Below are 17,109 nucleotides of genomic sequence, written 5' to 3'. Positions count from 1 at the left end.
TTTACCCCCTTCTTTCCATTCTTTTTCTTTCAATTAAAATGATAGCAAATACTGGTGCCCCTATTATTGCGGTAATGACTCCGATTGGCAGCTCAGTGGGAGATATCATCGTCCTAGAAACAAGGTCGGCCAGGATGAGGAATCCTCCCCCAATTAATACGGACAAGGGGAGGAGATGCTTATGATCGGGCCCCCATACGATTCTCACAAGATGGGGAATGACCAGACCGACAAACCCAATCGTTCCTGAAACGGCAACCGCTGCCCCTGTTAAAATTGAACCAGCTGTTAACACAATCAGCTTTCGTTTTTGAACATTCACCCCTAAGTGATGTGCCCGTTCCTCTCCGAACGACATAGCGTTCAATTCCTTTGCATTCAAGAAAAGAATGCCCGAACCGACGATAGAAAATGGCAGAATGATTTTTATATATTCCCAGCCCCGCATCGAAACACTTCCCAGCAGCCAACCAATTATTTGCCGCAGCTCATCCCCTGTTAAGGCAATCATTAAGGAAATTAACGCCCCTAAAAAAGAACTAAAAATAATTCCTGTTAAAATGATGGTTTCCACCCGCATCGACCGCTCAATTTTCCTTGCGAATGCCAGTACGAAAAAGATCGTAAGAAACGAACATAAAATGCTGAGCAATGGCAACGTAAATGTCCCTATGATAGGAAGAGCGATGTTAAGAAATAAGGTTAAAACCGCTCCGACCGATGCTCCTGATGACACCCCTAATGTATACGGATCAGCCAGCGGATTTCTGAGGAGGCCTTGAAAGGCAGCCCCTGCAATCGCAAGAGATGCCCCGACTAGGCCTGATAGGATGACTCTGGGCAATCGGATATCCATGACAATACTTACATACATTGGGTCAATTTTATCCAGAGGTATCCATCCAAAAATCTGCGCTAGAAATATGTGCAGGATCGTTGGAACGGGTACTGACACCGTTCCAATCGAAATCCCCAATAATATCGAAATGAGTAGGAATAGCCCGGCTATTAAATAAGCCAGATATTTATTATTTAAATACTTCTGGATAGATTGCCTTGGCAAGATCCTCTACTCCTTCAATAATCCGTGGACCTGAACGGGTGACGCGATCAGAATCCACATCAATAACTTGTTTATTTTTAACGGCTGTGACATTTTCCCAGCCGGCCCTGCTAAGGACTTGTTCAATTGAATTGTCCACATAATAGCCATACGTGGTAATGATAACATCCGGATTTTGTTTAATAACCGCTTCCTGGTCGACTTTTGCCCATCCATCCAAATCACCAGAAACATTCTCCGCATTAATGGCAGTTAGCATTTCATTCATGAACGTATTTTTTCCTGGCGAGTAAATCTCAGGTGCCGGTGAAACTTCAACAAACACTTTTTTCTTTTCTGTGATTTCTGAAGCCTTCTTTTTAATTTCCGCTAGCTTTTCCTTCATTCCCTTGACTAGCTCTTCTGCTTTCAGGGTTTCACCTGTTGCTTTCCCAACCATAAGAATGGAATCATATACTTGATCGAAATTTTGCGCATCATTGACGATTAGAACCGGGATACCAGCATCCTGAAGCTGCTTTAAACCAGCTTCAGAATTATGCGCTGATGAGGCATGAGCCAATACTAAATTTGGCTTCAACGCAATAATTTTTTCAAGATTGATTTCTGTTCCACCCATTTTTTCTTTCTTAGTCGCTTCTTCTGGATAATTATCAAAATCAGAGACTCCGACAATTTCATCTCCCAGGCCTAGGGCATAGGTAATTTCCGTATTGCTTGGCATCAGCGAGACAATTTTTTCTGGCTTTTTCTCTATGGTAATATTATTTCCTAAGGCGTCTTTAATTGTCGTTGGAAAAGCAGCTTGTGCTTGTTCAGTTGTTTTTTCCCCTGGTGTTTCTTTTTTCTCATCTCCTTGGTTCTGCTGTCCGCAGCCTGCTAAAACCCCTAATGTTAATAGGACCGCGAACAATAGTGAGTACCATTTTTTCATTTGTGTTCCTCCTGTTTATGTATGGAATGATCATAAAAAATGCGCTGCACAATAAAAAAACATCTCCATCAATAATGCGTGGAGATGTTGGTACGAGTAGATTTGATTACTATTTTACGAAGTAAAAAGATCTAGACTTCCACACCTCCCTATCCTCGTAGGTTTGTTGGCGCGCAAGAAATAGGCAGGTCTCCTGGCTCATGATCATCGCTTCCTATGCCTTCCCATCCGCTTTAGACAGTGGCATGTATAGGTTGCTCCCATTTACAGTGGCGGGACCGCGCTGGTTTTTCACCAGCTTCCCAATTAAGTTAAAATCTAATAGATTTTAACACCTATCTCTTTCCGATATTTTTTTATGATAGGTTAATTATAGCGAATTGAAAAATGAATTGTATATGATTTTAAAAATATTTTTTCTATCTTTCTCTGCTTTCGTATTTTATCCTTAAATCAAAAGGAGGTATTTCTTTGAAAAAAATTGTCGTTTCTTTTAGTGGAGGCAAGGATTCCACTCTCGGTTTACATCGGCTGTTGCAGTCGAATGAATGGCAAATTGATTCCTTGCTGACAACCTTTTCGCAGGAAAGCCATCGGACCAGTTCTCATCAGGTTAGGGAAGAACTGATTGAGCAGCAGGCAGCAGCCTTAGGAATCCCATTACGAAAGGTATATCTTCCCGATAATAGTACGAATGAAGAGTATGAACATGCTATGGGTGAAGCTTTTCAACAGATTTTTGAAGCTGGAGCTACCCATATCATGTTTGGAGATATACATTTACAGGATCTTAAGGAATATCGCGAGATCATGGTACATAAATTCTCGCTTGAAGCGGTTTTTCCGCTTTGGGGCGAGAGTACGGAAAGTATAATGGCTGAGTTTTTATATATCGGCTTTAAAACGGTGGTAACTGCTGTAGATGGCACCAGGTTGGACACCTCTTTTGCTGGAAGGACTATCGATGACCATTTTTTAAGCGATCTTCCATTTGGAGTGGATAGGTGCGGCGAAAATGGTGAATTTCATACTTTTGTGTTTGACGGACCGATATTTGCTAGACCAATAAATTTTAAGACTCCTGAAAAGTTGATAAAAACAATAGATGCCAACACTGGCAAAGAACGGTTCTACTATGTGGACTTGCTGCCAGGTTGACGAGATCTTACATTACTCTCGGAATAAATGTGTTTTTTAATCACCCGTCGTTTACTCTTGGATAGCTTGCTATTACTCTCTCGGTTGCTGTAGCGTTACTCTCTAAAATGTGTCTGTTTCTCTCGCACGAATTGGAGATTCACAAATGAAAGGAGCAGTTTCCCGCTCCTTTCATCGGTCTTACTGTTCAATATTTCTAAGTAAGTTTGCCATTTCAATAGCAGAAACGGCTGCATCCCAGCCTTTATTGCCTGCCTTAGTACCGGCACGTTCAATAGCCTGCTCAATTGATTCCGTGGTTAATACGCCAAACATGACAGGTATACCGCTATCTAATCCTACCTTTGAGACACCTTTTGAAACCTCGTTGCAAACATAGTCAAAGTGCGGAGTGGAGCCACGGATGACAGTTCCAAGGGTGATAATGGCGTCGTATTTATTGGTTTTCGCCATTTTTTGTGCCACTAACGGGATTTCAAACGCACCAGGTACCCAGGCAACATCCACATCCGTTTCGTTCACACCATGTCTTTTAAGAGCGTCTTGCGCCCCGCCTAATAATTTACTTGTAATAAATTCATTAAAACGTCCTACCACAATACCGATTTTTAAACCAGTACCTACTAAATTACCTTCAAATAATTGTCCCATTTATATTTCCTCCAATCATGATAAATGAAGCAGATGTCCCAACTTATCGTGCTTAGTACGTAAATATTTCTCGTTTTCTGCTCTTGTTTCCATTTGTAACGGTACACGCTCCACAACTTCAAGGTCATACCCTTTCAAACCTTTAATTTTGCGTGGATTATTGGTTAACAGCTTCATTTTCCTTATTCCTAAATCCTTGAGAATTTGTGCCCCAATCCCATACTCCCGTAAATCTGCCGGGAATCCGAGCTTTTCATTTGCTTCGACCGTATCATAGCCCTGCTCTTGCAATTTGTAGGCCCGTAATTTATTGAGAAGTCCAATCCCTCTGCCCTCCTGGCGCAAATAAAGGAGAACTCCGTTACCAGCCTGTTCAATTTGCCGAAGTGCTGCATGAAGCTGCGGTCCACAGTCACAGCGATAGGACCCGAACACATCCCCGGTTAAGCATTCGGAGTGAACCCTGACCAAGATTGGTTTTTTCGGATCGATTTCTCCTTTAACCAACGCCATGTGTTCTTTATCATCGACTAAGTTTGAATAGCCAACTGCTTTAAATTCCCCAAATGCTGTTGGCAGCTTAATCTCAACTTCTCTTTTAACCAACTTGTCCTGCTTGTTCCGATATTGGATTAAATCTTTAATCGTAATCATTTTTACATTTAACTCATCCGCTATTTTCCGAAGCTGAGGGACACGGGCCATTGTTCCATCTTCATTCATAATTTCACAAATGACACCTGCTGGCTTTGCTCCGCAGAGTTTGGCAAGATCCACAGCTGCTTCCGTATGGCCGGTTCTTCTTAATACCCCACCTTTTTTGGCGACCAGGGGAAAAATATGGCCTGGACGTTTAAAATCAGCTGGTTTTGCGTCCGGGTCAATCATGCTTAAAACCGTTGCAGACCTTTCAAAGGCCGAGATGCCTGTAGTGGAATACTTATGGTCAATACTGACGGTAAAATTAGTACCATGTGGATCCGTATTTAGCGATACCATAGGCATTAAATCGAGTTTTGCAGCTATTTCCTCTTCAATCGGAACACACAGAAGTCCTCTTCCATGGGTAACCATCAAATTAATAACATCCGGGGTTGCTTTTTCAGCTAAAGCAATAAAATCCCCCTCGTTTTCCCTGTCCTCATCGTCACAGACAATTACGGCCTTCCCCGCTTTCAAATCCGCTAACGCCTCTTCAATTGAATCAAACATGCAATACCACTCCTTATCAATCGCAGTTTTTTACATAAATCCGTTTTCTTGTAAAAAGGATACTGAAATTCCACCGGTTTTCTTTGATTTTGTATTCGATACATTTTTCATGAAATGTCCAACATATTTCCCAATCATATCGCACTCCAGATTGACGATATCCCCTGCTCCTTTCAACCCCAAAACGGTTTCCGACAGCGTATGGGGAATTAACGAAAGAGTAAAGCTGTTATCTGTCACACCAAACACGGTTAGGCTCGTCCCATCTACAGCGATCGAGCCCTTCAATATGATGTACTCCATCATATCTGCTCCGGCTTCAATCTCATAATAAACAGCATTTTCATATGCCTGCTTACGTATAATCATGCCGGTTCCGTCAATATGTCCGGAAACGAAATGCCCGCCGAACCTGCCACCGGCCGCCATGGCCCGTTCAAGGTTGACCTTCGAGCCTCGTTTTAAATCCCTTAAACTGGTTGCTTTAACCGTTTCCGGCATAACATCAACGGTAAAATGTCTGTTTGTGAAAGATGTAGCCGTTAAGCACACCCCGTTTATGGCGATACTATCGCCAAGATGGACATCTTCTAGGATCATTTTTGCTTCAATCGATAAAACAAAAGATTCTCCTGTCCGCTTGATATTTGCGACTACACCAATTTCTTCTATGATTCCGGTAAACATATTTCCTACTCCTTATACAGGTTCTGCGATAATTCTTACATCGTTGCCAATAAGGTCAACCTGTTTTATGGTTAAATTGATGGCTTCATTTATTTTTTCAATGCCCTGGCCTCCGAAAGAAGCAGGTGCCTGCTTTCCGCCAATTAACTTCGGGGCTATATAAGTAATAATCTGCTGGAAGGCACGTTCCTTTAAGAAACTGCCATGAATCTCTGCTCCTCCTTCGACAAACAGGGAAGTGATTCCGCGTTTTCCCAAGATAACAAGCACTTCTTTGATAGAAATTTGCGGGCTTTCCGTCTTGATGATGGTAACCCCCAACTCTTGATAGGCCGCTTCTTGTTGGGGCTGTGCTTTAGAACCAGTAATGATCCAAACAGGTGCCGCATGGTCAGTCAGCATCTTAGACTCTAAAGGAGTTCTTAGGTTTGTATCCAAGATGATACGGATTGGATTTTTCCCTCCTGAGGGAAGCCTAGTCGTTAAGGTGGGATTATCTTGGATAACGGTATTCACACCTACTACTATGCCGTCATGCTGGTGCCGAAATTGGTGAACATCCCTTCTTGCGGCTTCACCTGTGATCCACATGCTCTCTCCTGTTACAGTAGCCGTTTTCCCATCTAAACTGACAGCCGACTTCAAGGTAACGTAAGGAAGACCTGTTTGAATATTGTAAAAAAAGACCTTATTCACTTCCCGTGCTTCCTGCTGCAACAGTCCTACCTCTACCTCGATGCCGGCCCGTCTCATTTTTTCAATCCCGGTCCCCGCCACCTTAGGATTGGGGTCTGTAGTTGCGACAAACACCTTTTTGATGCCCGTTTGAATAACTAAATCAGAACAGGGCGGCGTCTTTCCAAAGTGGCTGCAAGGTTCGAGCGTAACATACAATGTGGCTCCTTCGGCTTTGTCCCCTGCCATTCGAATCGCATGCACCTCGGCATGGGGTTCGCCTGCTTTTAGATGAGCACCCATACCAATTAGTTGGCCTTCCTTCACCAGCACCGCACCTACTACAGGATTGGGAGAGGTTTGTCCCAAAGCACTTCTCGCAAGGTTTAAGGCTAAATTCATATAATATGAATCGTTCAATAGGATCCTCTCCTTTTTAAAAGAATAAAAAACCCTGAAGCATCTGCTCCAGGGTCAAAAATGGCAATAAGAAAATAGGGCTTAAACACAAGGATTTTTTTCCTGTATCTAAACTTGCTTTTTTCCTTCTCCCATCCAGACTTTAACTGTCGGCTCCGGAATTTCACCAGATCCACCGTTTAACCACTTGGTTAACCGGGTCACGGACTAAGAAGCATATGCTTCATCACCGCCGGTTCGGAATTTCACCTGACCCCGAAGGAAATATTTAATTGGACTTACACACATTATAAGGTAAGAAAATGGAAAATAAAAGTTTTTGAACTGAGTGCAAATAAATGAAGGAGAAGATACAACTCTTCCCCCTAAGTATTTATGACTAATTATTTATAGGTCTTCACGGGTAAGTATATCTCTAAGTAAAGGTTTCCTTGATCTTCTGGGTGAGAAGTCTTCTTTTGATAGATTTCCAAACTTAATGCTTGGTGGTCTTGATCATAACCATATTCGTTCATCCAAGTAAAAAGTTGCAGATATGTACTTTGGACGTCTTCTGGTTTACCCACATGTTTAGTGTACACATAGTTTTTCTTCGGAATCGTAAAACCTACCATTCCTTCTGGAATCTCATCCAATTTTTCAACAGGTGTCGTAACATAATAGGTAAACTCTGTTTCTCTGCTATGGAATGGAGCAACCAAAATTGGTTCTTCCGACTTATATGGAATCTCCTCTTCTCTTTCCTCCAACACTTTAAACAAACTTGGGATCGATTCTGTCTGTGAGTAGCAGCCATTCCATGAGATTCCTACGACTTTCATACTATCTTTCTCTACCACTTTAATATCCAAGCTTACCCCTCCCCTAAAGTTATCTTATCTCTAAATATTCTCACCCTTTCCCGAAAATCCTTCAGAAAAAATTCGACTTTTTCCCACAAATTATTATTTTCAAAAAATTATAATTTAAGTTAAGTTTTTCCATATTATTTTTTCCCAAAGCTTCCATGGGATAAAACTCCTTAAGAAAATAGTCATTTTGACCCTTTTTCCAATTGGAAAGCGCAAACTTGGTTTGTTCATTTTGGCTATTTCAACTATTTTTCTAGAAACTTCTCGAGGATCGCCGTATTTAGCTTCCCCTGCCTCAAGATAGTTCTCTATTCCTGCCATATAAGAATAATAGGGGGAGTCTGGCTCCGAAAGTGTAACCTGTTTCCCAGTGGACCATATATTGGTTTTAAATGAGCCTGGCTCTACCAGCACAACATCCACCCCAAATGGCTTCATTTCTAGACGGAGACTTTCACTCCAGCCTTCGATGGCATGCTTTGAAGCAACATATGGGGATAATCCCGGGAAGGCCATTTTTCCACTAATGCTGCTAACATTAATGATTTTTCCCCTGCCCTGTTTACGCATAAATGGCAATACTGCTTTGGTCACTTGTATGACACCGAAAACATTTGTCTCAAATTGGTTGCGATAGGCTTCTAATGAAATTTCCTCTACAAAGCCCCCAGCCGCGTAACCTGCATTATTCACTAATACATCGACACGGCCCATCTTTTCTACCAACAAACTTAAATTTCTTGAGGAGCCCTCTTGAGTAACATCCAAATCATGAATGGTAATCCAGGAATCCAGGTTCCATTTCTTGGCCTCTTCTATTAATGGCCCGGCTTTTTGTCTATCTCTCATCGTCGCCACCACGTGGAAACCTGATTTTGCAAGCTCTAAAACGGTGAGATAGCCAAAGCCGCTTGAAGAGCCTGTAACAATAGCTATTGGTTTTTCCATGCTCCATTCCCCCCTTAGTAGTAAGACTATTATATAATAGAAGAATCTCAACCTAGTAATAAAATCAAGAGATCGTGCTCCAAGTGCAAACATGCTTGTATATAAGAAATGGTTAAAAATAAAAACAGACCCGCATGCGAGTCTGCTCTTATTTCCATTATTGCTTTTGTACGTTTACTGCTTGAGGTCCACGCTGGCCGTTTTCAATTTCAAACGTTACTTCTTGCCCTTCTTCTAGGGATTTATAACCATCACCTTGAATTGCTGAGAAATGGACAAATACATCTTCTCCGCCTTCGCGCTCAATAAATCCAAATCCTTTTTCATTGTTAAACCATTTTACTTTTCCATGTTCCATTCTTTTTTGAAGCCTCCCTGAAAAATTAAAGCTATTTAAAATGCTTTATATTTTATCATTACCCCTAATTCTGAATTTTATTCGCCTTTTTTCGCATCTTTTAATACCCATGTACGAATAGCCAATGCAACACCATTTTCATCATTTGCAGATGTCACCCAATCGGCTGCTTCCTTTACTGTTTCTTGGGCATTTCCCATTGCGACCCCTAGACCGGCCTCATTAATCATTGCCAAATCATTCAAGCTGTCCCCAACGGCCATTACATTTTCCATGCTGATTCCCAATTGTTCACAAACAATTTGCAAGCCTTTCGCCTTATTAATCCCAATCGGATTGATTTCAATGTTATGGACAAATGAATTACTTAATTCAAATTCTCCCTTGGCTTTTAATTCTTGATAGATGGTCTCCCGGACTTTTTCATCCCAGACATTAAAGCCAAACTTCATCCATTCCCATTTATGTAAATCTTCAGGCATTTCATCATGCCAATTCTGTTCTGTGCTAATCGCCCAAAAACCGGTATTATATTGACGGGACAGATTATACATCCATTCAATCTGCTCTGTAGGTAAAAGCTCTCTTCGGAATAGTTCGCGGTTCTCATTCCAAATTTCACTTCCATTGACGGTCACTAAATAAGAATTAAGCCCCAAGGTATCCGCATGTTCCCTAACTGTGCTAATGGAACGCCCGGTACTAAGTACCACGACAACCCCTTGTTCTTGTGCTTCTTGAATCGCCTGATGGTTTTCTTCAGATACCTGGTGTTCACTATTTAATAAAGTTCCATCCATATCCAGTGCCACCAGTTTGATATCTTTATCGATGGTTTGATTATTTTTCATAACAAAATTAACCCCTTTCTGCCCTTCATAAGATTAACATGTTTTCTTTTCAATAATCAAAAATTATTACTTAGTTAACATAATGCAATTACTGTTATCTATATAATAGTAGTTAGTCATAAAAAAACTGACCCAACTTGGGTCAGTTTTTTTGACATATTAGTGATGATGGTGATGGCCGCCCATTGTTGGGTTCGTAATAACCCATTCCTCTTGTGGTACTTGGAAATACTGGATCCAAACTCCATCCAAATATTGGTCGCCTTTTTCTAAAATAAAATCGATATCTTTATCGGTTTTTACCACTTCATCATTTTCAGTTGGAGTATCGAGCATTAAATCATAGTGGGCATGATCTCCATGGATGTTTGTCACAACTACGCGGAACATTTTTCCTTGTGCATCTTCAGCTTCTAGCATTTTCTTCAACGCTTTAGCCGCATTGCGGTTAATTTTTACGTTCATGTTTGAAATCTCCTCTTTCAAAATATTCACTAGCTTTACTTCATTACTATAGTAAAATAGACAATTCATTGCAAATATATCTTATTAAACACTGTCAAGAAAAAGGCAATTTCCAAAGAATCCCTTGAATGCCTATTTAAAACCTTAACAAATTTGTCACAAATTTGTTCAAAAACCTATATAATCATCACACCCATCTTGGTAATATAATTTATGACAAATCTTTGTCAGTCAGTAATTATTCTAATAACGTAATAATTACAACTTGTCCAAAGACACTTAATTAAATTGGCTGAATTACATAAAAGATTGTGAATAAATTCACATCAATATTAGCCAATGCATAAATGATAAATGGAGAGGAGATCGATTAGTAAATGTTAAAAAATGTATTCCCCTGCTTTCGCTGCTGTCTTTAATGTTACTAAGCGGTTGTGACGGCAAATTAGTGGTCTTTGATCCCAAGGGACCAGCTGCAAGAGATATTTTGGATTTAATTAACTGGTCGCTAGTTTTTATGGTGGTAATCTTTGTCTTTGTTATCGGCTTATTTGTTTTTGTTATTTGGAAGTATAGAGCACGTCCAGATAACGATGGATACGAACCACCTGAAGAACATGGCAGCACTAAACTGGAAATGATTTGGACCGCACTTCCTATTGTGATTGTTATAGCGTTAACGATTCCAACCGTCAAAACGGTTTACGGCTTAGAAAAGCCGCCTGCGGAGTATGCCGATAAGGAGCCAATCGTCATTAATGTAACATCTGCCGATTGGAAATGGATTTTTAGCTATCCTGAACAAGGCATTGAAACAGTCAACTATGTGAATATTCCTGCTGGCACACCCGTTCAGTTTAAACTGACCTCCGCCGGTACGATGCAATCCTTCTGGGTACCAGCTTTGGGCGGTCAAAAATACACAATGAATAAAATGGAAACAGAAATGTATTTAACCGCTGACCAGCCTGGAGAATTCTTGGGCAGAAACACGAACTTTAATGGCCGTGGTTATGCCGATATGGAGTTCACTGTTGAGGCCAAAAAACCTGAGGACTTTGAAAAATGGGTCAAAGAGGTTAAAGATACTGCTCCTAAATTGACGGAGAAAAAATATTTAAGCTTATTAAAGCCAACTCATTTAGGCCGTGAAACATACGTTGGCACACATTTACAATGGGTTGACCATGGCAAGATGAACTCAGGCACTTATACAAATCCTGAATTATATGAAGTCCATGGTGTTAAAGGGAAAATTTTTAAAGACGAAGAATCAAAAGACAAGTCCACAAATATGGACGGTATGAATATGGATGAAAATTCTGATGGAGGTGAGCAAAGTGGACATTAATTGGCATGATTTATTTATCGTCGGAAATCCACTTATATTGGGCTCGCAAATTGCGATTTTACTTTCAGTGATCGGTATCGTGGCATTGCTTACCTACCTTAAAAGGTGGAAATGGCTATGGCGCGAATGGCTTACCACTGTTGACCATAAAAAAATTGGAATTATGTACATCTTAGCTGGCGTTCTCATGTTCTTCCGCGGCGGTGTTGACGGTCTGATGATGAAGGCCCAAACTTCCCGTCCGGAAATGAACTTTTTAGATGCGCAGCACTATAACGAAGTGTTCACTACTCACGGTGTGATTATGATTTTGTTCGCGGCGATGCCGCTGTTAATCGGGATTATGAACTATGTGATTCCGTTGCAAATTGGTGCACGTGACGTTGCCTTCCCGCAATTGAACGCTTTAAGCTTCTGGCTGTTCTTCAGCGGTGCAATGTTATTCAACATTTCATTCGTTATCGGCGGTTCGCCTGATGCCGGCTGGGCTGCTTACTTCCCTCTTGCTGGTAAAGAGTTCACACCAGGTATCGGGAACAACTATTACGCTGTGGCGATTCAGATTGCTGGTATTGGTACGCTGATTAGTGGTATTAACTTTATTGTCACGATTTTAAAAATGCGGGCAAAAGGCATGACGCTAATGAAAATGCCGATGTTCACTTGGACATCATTCATTGCATCCGTTATTATCGTTTCTGCCTTCCCTATCTTCACTGTTGCTCTTGCTTTGATGACTTTAGACCGGATCTTCGGTACCCACTTCTTTACGCTTAGCGGCGGAGGAATGGATATGATGTGGGTCAACTTGTTCTGGTTATGGGGGCACCCTGAAGTTTATATTGTTGTTCTTCCTGCTTTCGGGATGTTCTCAGAGGTTATTGCTACGTTCTCAAGAAAAATGTTATTCGGTTATAAATCAATGGTATTCTCTGTCGTTGGTATTGCCTTATTAAGTATGCTCGTTTGGGTCCACCACTTCTTTACGATGGGCGCTGGACCAGCAGTTAACTCTGTATTCTCCATCACCACGATGATGATCGCGATACCTACTGGTGTTAAAATGTTTAACTGGCTGTTCACGATGAGAAAAGGCCGGATTGAATTTTCAACAGCAATGTTATGGGCACTTGCCTTTATCCCATGCTTCCTCATTGGTGGTATTACTGGGGTCATGCTGGCAATGAGTGCCGCCGATTATCAGTATCATAATACGTTATTCCTAGTGGCTCACTTCCACTATACGTTAATTCCTGGTGTTGTTTTTGCCGTATTTGCCGGCCTGTATTACTGGTGGCCAAAAATGTTTGGTCATATGCTGAACGAAAAGCTTGGTAAAATTCATTTCTGGTTATTCACCATTGGCTTCAACGTTACATTCATGCCAATGTTCTTTTTAGGACTTGATGGTGCGGTAAGACGTTCTTATACGTACTCTGCAGAATCTGGTTTTGCACCATTATTCTTAGTTTCAGCTATTGGTGCTGTCATTTTGGCATTAGGTTTTGCTACTTTCTGTTACAACATTTATTGGAGCGCAAGATATGCAGACAGAAATATTTCAAACGACCCATGGAACGCAAGAACATTGGAATGGGCAACAGCTTCTCCTGCTCCATTCTATAATTTCGCAAAGGTTCCAGAGGTGAAAACACTTGATGCATTCTGGTATATGAAGAAGCACAATGAAGGTTTAACCCTGAGCGACGATGAAATTAAAGAGATTCATATGCCAAGTAATTCCGGCTTGCCATTTTATATGGGGATCATCTTCGGAATCACTGGTTTCTTGTTAGTCTTTGAATGGAAACTTGCTGCTCTTGTGGCTGCCGTTGGGATTATCATCGGGTTAATTATCCGTTCATTTGATTATAATGATGGCTTCCATGTAACCGTCGATGAAATTAAAGAGACAGAAAAATCATGGCGCTCAAGTGATGGTAAAGGGGTGAAAAATCATGTCGGCTAATGTGAATACAGCTTTGCCGCTTGAATATCAAACAGAACAAAATCGGTTAAATATATTAGGATTCTGGGTTTTCTTAGGTGCGGAAATTATCCTGTTTGGGACATTGTTCGCTGTCTATTCGGTTCTAAATGCCCGCTTTGCTGGCGGGCCAACGCCGAAAGATCTTTTTGAGATTAAAGATGTGATGATTGAAACCATCCTTCTGTTAACAAGTAGTTTTACTTGCGGGCTAGCCATTTATGAAATGCGCCGAAATAATAAGAACGGGTTATTGCTTTGGCTCATTATCACTTTACTGCTAGGTGCGGGGTTCGTATTTATGGAAGTAAATGAATTTATCCATTACGTCCATGAAGGGGCAACGATGCAAACTAGCGCTTGGTTATCCAGCTTCTTTACCCTGTTAGGAACACACGGACTCCACGTCAGTATGGGTATTGGCTGGGCAACCATGGTCATTATTCAAATCTTCCAGCGTGGATTAACACCAGTAACAGCACGAAAGACTTTTATAATTGGCTTGTACTGGCACTTCCTTGATGTTGTTTGGATTTTTATTTTCACATTTGTTTATTTACAAGGGATGGTGAGATAAGATGGAAAAACATAAAAACGGATTTCCTGTCACTCATGTTCTAGGGTTCATCATGTCATTAGTTCTCACCTTCGGAGCACTGGGAGTGGCGTTAAAAACCTCCCTTCCGTTTACAACGATTATCTGGATTATTGGATCTTTAGCCATCATCCAGGCAGCATTGCAGCTTTACATGTTTATGCATATGAACGAAGGCGAAGATGGTACTGCGAATACCATCAACGTCATCTCCGGTTTCTTAGTTGCCGTAGTTGCCGTTGCCGGATCCATCTGGGTTATGTCGTTTGGCATGTAAAAAAAACAGGGTATTGAGCTCATAACTTTGAGCCCAATACCCTGTTTTTATTTTGGCCTTCTTCTGCGGCGCCTTCTTACCAATTGATAACTTATATAGGCAAAGTAAAGTGGAATCGCGATATAAAGAAAATATGGGAACCGGTATTGTTCCCTTTTGTAAAAGAGAATAATCGCACATCCCAAAAAAACAGTAATGATAATTCCATATTTGGGGAGCGGGACTTCTTTTAAACTTGGAATTTTTATCGTGCTGACCATTAAAAAACAAATGACAAAAAAAGCGATTGGCAACAGGATGCTTGGCAGTTTCCCTTGGAATAAGGTAACCAGTGTTAAAATCCCCCCGCCTGCTGTGATTGGGACACCCGTAAAATACTTTAGAGACGATTTTACGGCATTAATATTAAACCTGGCCAATCGATAAGCACCGAATAAGGGAAACAGACCAGCAATGGCCATCCCGAAAATCCCATAAATTGAAAAATAAGAATAATAGGCCATCATGGCCGGTGCAACCCCGAATGTGACGATATCAGCAAGTGAATCGAGCTCTTTTCCCAATTCACTCTGGACGCGCAGCATTCTTGCAATTCGTCCATCCATACTGTCGAGCATCATTCCTATAAGAATTAGAATGGCTGCATTTTTATAATCTCCTTGAGCGGAGTACATGACAGATAGGAACCCAAAAAATAAATTACTCAATGTAAATAAGTTAGGAATACTGTTTCTTATAATATGTATCACTCCAATTTTGCAAAACAATGTTTTGCCAATTACCCGTCTAGCTTATATTTTCTATTATACCGCTTTTCCTTGTAGTATTGGAAAAATAAAATGGCAGTTGTTACCCAAACCCCACTCGCAAGGTATCCACCTATAATATCTGTCGGGTAGTGAACCCCTAAATAAATTCGGCTCATCCCAATTAACAAAATCATTGCTGTACTTACTACAATCAGACATACTCTTCTCCATTTCGTTTTCTGATGCTTCCAAAGCAGGAAAGCTAAAATTCCGTAGACTGTAAAAGCATTCATTGCATGGCCGCTTGGAAAACTATACCCAGAGATTTCTACCAACCTGTGCAGGTCTGGACGCGCCCGATGGAAAATCTGCTTCAAAAGTTGATTTAACAAGGCCGAACCCAAAACGACTGAAACGAAGAGGATTAATTCCGTGTAATGATGGAGTAATTTATATAGTATATACAGGCAAATCAGACATAGCAAAATCACTATTGGCGCTGAACCCACAAAAGTAAAAAACTTCATAATTACCGTAAGCCATGGGGTTTCAAGTCCTTGAATAAGCGAGATCATTTTGCTGTCAAAACTGAGCAGACTATTTTCACTAATCTGCAAGGAAAGTATACTGAAACAAATTAAACATACTACACTGATTGCAAACGCAATGCTTAAATATAATCTTAATCGCATCTGGAATCCCTTTCTACCTAGACCTAGCACCAAAATTTAAGCCAACAATTATTATTATACTAGTTTGATTCGATAATACTATAAAAAGGGGTGATTGCTGTAAAATCACCCCTTTTCTATTCTAGTTAACCGTCTTTGCTGAATTTTGCTGCTTGCTTCCAGATTCGGCTTGCTTTCCCTTTGAAAAAAACCATCCAGCTGTGGCAATGCCTACTAATACGACATAGAAGATAATCTTCCACTCTAGAGAATGAGCAAACTGTTCATTAATTAATGCTACTTGCGGGTGTGACAACGTATAAATCGCCAATTTTACCCCTACCCAGCCCACAATCGAAAATGCCGCAATTTCTAAGCCCGGACGCTGTTCAAGTAGTTTTACAAACAGATTAGCCGCAAACCTCATAATCACTAACCCAATCACACCACCTGCAAAAATGACTAAAAATTTACCCCCGTCAAGACCTCCGATGTTCGGTAATGGTGTATTAGGAAGGACCACAGCCATCGCCACTGCTGCCAAAATGGAATCGACAGCAAAGGCGATATCCGCTAATTCCACTTTCAGAACCGTGCCCCAAAACCCACCCTTGTTAAGGGATTCTAACGTTTTCTTTCCTTCCTGCGCTTTTCCTTTTATGTTTTTCCGAATAATATGATTAACCGACATAAACAACAGATACGCCGCACCAATTGCCTGCACTTGCCAAACATCAACTAAATAAGAAATAGCAAATAAGGAAATAAAACGAAAGGCAAATGCTCCAGCTAATCCGTAAAAAAGTGCCTTTTTACGCTTGTCTTCGGGCAGCCGTTTTACCATAATCGCAAGGACCAAGGCGTTGTCAGCAGCTAATAACCCTTCCAAGGCAACTAGAATTAATAACACCCATCCGTATTCCATTAAAACAGATACATCCATTTCTGTTTCCCCCTCTAATTAAATGAGTATCAAATATTCCTAGTGCCCATAAAAATAGGCCTTTACTGTTTACGGTAAAGGCCTAAAGACAACAAAAAGACCTTTACAGTAAAGTAAAGGTCTTGCTAACAACGTCCAGGTTGCCAATAAAGCCGGAGGACTGATCCTCGGAATGACGACTTTATTGTAACAGCTACTCCCCTTTAAAAAGGAAATATTTAATTATTAATAATATATTATGTAGTTTACTTTTTGTCAATGCG

19 protein-coding genes and 2 riboswitches are annotated in these 17,109 nt (G+C 40.8%); of the genes, 5 read left to right on the top strand and 14 right to left on the bottom strand.

Features of this window, described 5'->3' with window-relative positions; genetic code table 11:
• Position 1: 1 nt before the first annotated feature.
• Positions 2 to 1,063 carry a FecCD family ABC transporter permease gene (locus tag BN2425_RS21180; RefSeq protein ID WP_042463881.1) on the bottom strand — a complete coding sequence of 354 codons (1,062 nt, stop codon included), beginning with the start codon at positions 1,061 to 1,063 and terminating at the stop codon, positions 2 to 4.
• The gene (locus BN2425_RS21175) at positions 1,029 to 1,997 is read right to left on the bottom strand and encodes an ABC transporter substrate-binding protein (protein ID WP_042463879.1); all 969 of its coding nucleotides are present in this window, start codon (positions 1,995 to 1,997) and stop codon (positions 1,029 to 1,031) included. The genes BN2425_RS21180 and BN2425_RS21175 overlap by 35 nt, the downstream gene beginning before the upstream one ends.
• Positions 1,998 to 2,163: 166 nt before the next feature.
• Positions 2,164 to 2,351, bottom strand: a riboswitch (cobalamin riboswitch).
• 117 nt (positions 2,352 to 2,468) lie between these two features.
• Between BN2425_RS21175 and BN2425_RS21170 the strand changes: the two genes are divergently transcribed.
• Positions 2,469 to 3,155: a Dph6-related ATP pyrophosphatase gene (locus tag BN2425_RS21170; RefSeq protein ID WP_042463877.1), complete on the top strand. Its 687-nt coding sequence runs from the start codon at positions 2,469 to 2,471 to the stop codon at positions 3,153 to 3,155.
• A 180-nt stretch (positions 3,156 to 3,335) separates the two neighbouring features.
• Here BN2425_RS21170 and ribH read toward each other — a convergent pair whose 3' ends face one another.
• From ribH to BN2425_RS21125, 9 genes are all read right to left on the bottom strand, one after another.
• Entirely contained in the window at positions 3,336 to 3,806 is a 471-nt protein-coding gene (gene ribH, locus BN2425_RS21165) for a 6,7-dimethyl-8-ribityllumazine synthase (RefSeq protein ID WP_042463875.1), read from the bottom strand.
• 15 nt (positions 3,807 to 3,821) lie between these two features.
• Entirely contained in the window at positions 3,822 to 5,018 is a 1,197-nt protein-coding gene (locus BN2425_RS21160; RefSeq protein ID WP_042463873.1) for a bifunctional 3,4-dihydroxy-2-butanone-4-phosphate synthase/GTP cyclohydrolase II, read from the bottom strand.
• A 30-nt stretch (positions 5,019 to 5,048) separates the two neighbouring features.
• Positions 5,049 to 5,705, bottom strand: coding sequence for a riboflavin synthase (gene ribE, locus BN2425_RS21155; RefSeq protein ID WP_042463871.1), 657 nt, complete (start codon positions 5,703 to 5,705; stop codon positions 5,049 to 5,051).
• Between the two features lie 12 nt (positions 5,706 to 5,717).
• Positions 5,718 to 6,800, bottom strand: coding sequence for a bifunctional diaminohydroxyphosphoribosylaminopyrimidine deaminase/5-amino-6-(5-phosphoribosylamino)uracil reductase RibD (gene ribD / locus BN2425_RS21150; RefSeq protein ID WP_195891976.1), 1,083 nt, complete (start codon positions 6,798 to 6,800; stop codon positions 5,718 to 5,720).
• A gap of 119 nt (positions 6,801 to 6,919) precedes the next feature.
• A riboswitch (FMN riboswitch) is annotated at positions 6,920 to 7,067 on the bottom strand.
• A 116-nt stretch (positions 7,068 to 7,183) separates the two neighbouring features.
• Positions 7,184 to 7,651, bottom strand: a complete 468-nt coding sequence (locus BN2425_RS21145) for a GyrI-like domain-containing protein (RefSeq protein ID WP_042463867.1) — start codon at positions 7,649 to 7,651, stop codon at positions 7,184 to 7,186.
• Positions 7,652 to 7,765: 114 nt separating this feature from the next.
• Positions 7,766 to 8,599 carry an oxidoreductase gene (locus BN2425_RS21140; protein WP_042463865.1) on the bottom strand — a complete coding sequence of 278 codons (834 nt, stop codon included), beginning with the start codon at positions 8,597 to 8,599 and terminating at the stop codon, positions 7,766 to 7,768.
• A gap of 157 nt (positions 8,600 to 8,756) precedes the next feature.
• Positions 8,757 to 8,957, bottom strand: coding sequence for a cold-shock protein CspD (gene cspD / locus BN2425_RS21135; protein ID WP_042463863.1), 201 nt, complete (start codon positions 8,955 to 8,957; stop codon positions 8,757 to 8,759).
• Between the two features lie 77 nt (positions 8,958 to 9,034).
• Positions 9,035 to 9,808: an HAD family hydrolase gene (locus tag BN2425_RS21130; RefSeq protein WP_042463862.1), complete on the bottom strand. Its 774-nt coding sequence runs from the start codon at positions 9,806 to 9,808 to the stop codon at positions 9,035 to 9,037.
• 159 nt (positions 9,809 to 9,967) lie between these two features.
• Positions 9,968 to 10,273 carry a heme biosynthesis protein HemY gene (locus tag BN2425_RS21125; protein ID WP_042463860.1) on the bottom strand — a complete coding sequence of 102 codons (306 nt, stop codon included), beginning with the start codon at positions 10,271 to 10,273 and terminating at the stop codon, positions 9,968 to 9,970.
• 418 nt (positions 10,274 to 10,691) lie between these two features.
• On the opposite strand from BN2425_RS21125, the gene qoxA reads away from it, so the two are divergent.
• The 4 genes from qoxA to qoxD are packed head-to-tail and all read left to right on the top strand — an operon-like array spanning position 10,692 to position 14,483.
• Positions 10,692 to 11,624, top strand: coding sequence for a cytochrome aa3 quinol oxidase subunit II (gene qoxA / locus BN2425_RS21120; RefSeq protein WP_042463858.1), 933 nt, complete (start codon positions 10,692 to 10,694; stop codon positions 11,622 to 11,624).
• Positions 11,614 to 13,593, top strand: a complete 1,980-nt coding sequence (qoxB, locus tag BN2425_RS21115) for a cytochrome aa3 quinol oxidase subunit I (protein ID WP_042463856.1) — start codon at positions 11,614 to 11,616, stop codon at positions 13,591 to 13,593. Before qoxA ends, qoxB begins: the two co-directional genes overlap by 11 nt.
• Positions 13,583 to 14,188, top strand: coding sequence for a cytochrome aa3 quinol oxidase subunit III (gene qoxC, locus BN2425_RS21110; RefSeq protein ID WP_042463854.1), 606 nt, complete (start codon positions 13,583 to 13,585; stop codon positions 14,186 to 14,188). The genes qoxB and qoxC overlap by 11 nt, the downstream gene beginning before the upstream one ends.
• Before the next feature lies 1 nt (position 14,189).
• Positions 14,190 to 14,483: a cytochrome aa3 quinol oxidase subunit IV gene (gene qoxD, locus BN2425_RS21105; RefSeq protein ID WP_042463851.1), complete on the top strand. Its 294-nt coding sequence runs from the start codon at positions 14,190 to 14,192 to the stop codon at positions 14,481 to 14,483.
• A gap of 47 nt (positions 14,484 to 14,530) precedes the next feature.
• On the opposite strand, the gene pssA is transcribed toward qoxD, so the two are convergent.
• The 3 genes from pssA to BN2425_RS21090 form a co-directional block, all read right to left on the bottom strand.
• Positions 14,531 to 15,232 (bottom strand): CDP-diacylglycerol--serine O-phosphatidyltransferase, encoded by a 702-nt coding sequence (gene pssA / locus BN2425_RS21100; protein WP_081798161.1) that lies wholly within the window; start codon positions 15,230 to 15,232, stop codon positions 14,531 to 14,533.
• A gap of 29 nt (positions 15,233 to 15,261) precedes the next feature.
• Positions 15,262 to 15,924, bottom strand: coding sequence for a phosphatase PAP2 family protein (locus BN2425_RS21095; RefSeq protein WP_042463849.1), 663 nt, complete (start codon positions 15,922 to 15,924; stop codon positions 15,262 to 15,264).
• Between the two features lie 121 nt (positions 15,925 to 16,045).
• Positions 16,046 to 16,846 (bottom strand): TerC family protein, encoded by an 801-nt coding sequence (locus BN2425_RS21090; protein ID WP_042463847.1) that lies wholly within the window; start codon positions 16,844 to 16,846, stop codon positions 16,046 to 16,048.
• Positions 16,847 to 17,109 lie beyond the last annotated feature (263 nt).

The organism is Neobacillus dielmonensis (assembly GCF_000612665.1).
Lineage (GTDB): Bacteria > Bacillota > Bacilli > Bacillales > Cytobacillaceae > Neobacillus > Neobacillus dielmonensis.
This window is presented reverse-complemented; position numbering and strand designations above follow the sequence as displayed.

Bases quoted from the DNA above. Each gene is read 5' to 3' on its own strand.
- BN2425_RS21175 (WP_042463879.1), bottom strand. From the start codon at position 1,997: ATGAAAAAATGGTACTCACTATTGTTCGCGGTCCTATTAACATTAGGG.
- ribH (WP_042463875.1), bottom strand. From the start codon at position 3,806: ATGGGACAATTATTTGAAGGTAATTTAGTAGGTACTGGTTTAAAAATC.
- BN2425_RS21160 (WP_042463873.1), bottom strand. From the start codon at position 5,018: ATGTTTGATTCAATTGAAGAGGCGTTAGCGGATTTGAAAGCGGGGAAG.
- ribE (WP_042463871.1), bottom strand. From the start codon at position 5,705: ATGTTTACCGGAATCATAGAAGAAATTGGTGTAGTCGCAAATATCAAG.
- BN2425_RS21140 (WP_042463865.1), bottom strand. From the start codon at position 8,599: ATGGAAAAACCAATAGCTATTGTTACAGGCTCTTCAAGCGGCTTTGGC.
- cspD (WP_042463863.1), bottom strand. From the start codon at position 8,957: ATGGAACATGGAAAAGTAAAATGGTTTAACAATGAAAAAGGATTTGGA.
- BN2425_RS21130 (WP_042463862.1), bottom strand. From the start codon at position 9,808: ATGAAAAATAATCAAACCATCGATAAAGATATCAAACTGGTGGCACTG.
- BN2425_RS21125 (WP_042463860.1), bottom strand. From the start codon at position 10,273: ATGAACGTAAAAATTAACCGCAATGCGGCTAAAGCGTTGAAGAAAATG.
- qoxA (WP_042463858.1), top strand. From the start codon at position 10,692: ATGTTACTAAGCGGTTGTGACGGCAAATTAGTGGTCTTTGATCCCAAG.
- qoxC (WP_042463854.1), top strand. From the start codon at position 13,583: ATGTCGGCTAATGTGAATACAGCTTTGCCGCTTGAATATCAAACAGAA.
- qoxD (WP_042463851.1), top strand. From the start codon at position 14,190: ATGGAAAAACATAAAAACGGATTTCCTGTCACTCATGTTCTAGGGTTC.
- BN2425_RS21095 (WP_042463849.1), bottom strand. From the start codon at position 15,924: ATGCGATTAAGATTATATTTAAGCATTGCGTTTGCAATCAGTGTAGTA.
- BN2425_RS21090 (WP_042463847.1), bottom strand. From the start codon at position 16,846: ATGGATGTATCTGTTTTAATGGAATACGGATGGGTGTTATTAATTCTA.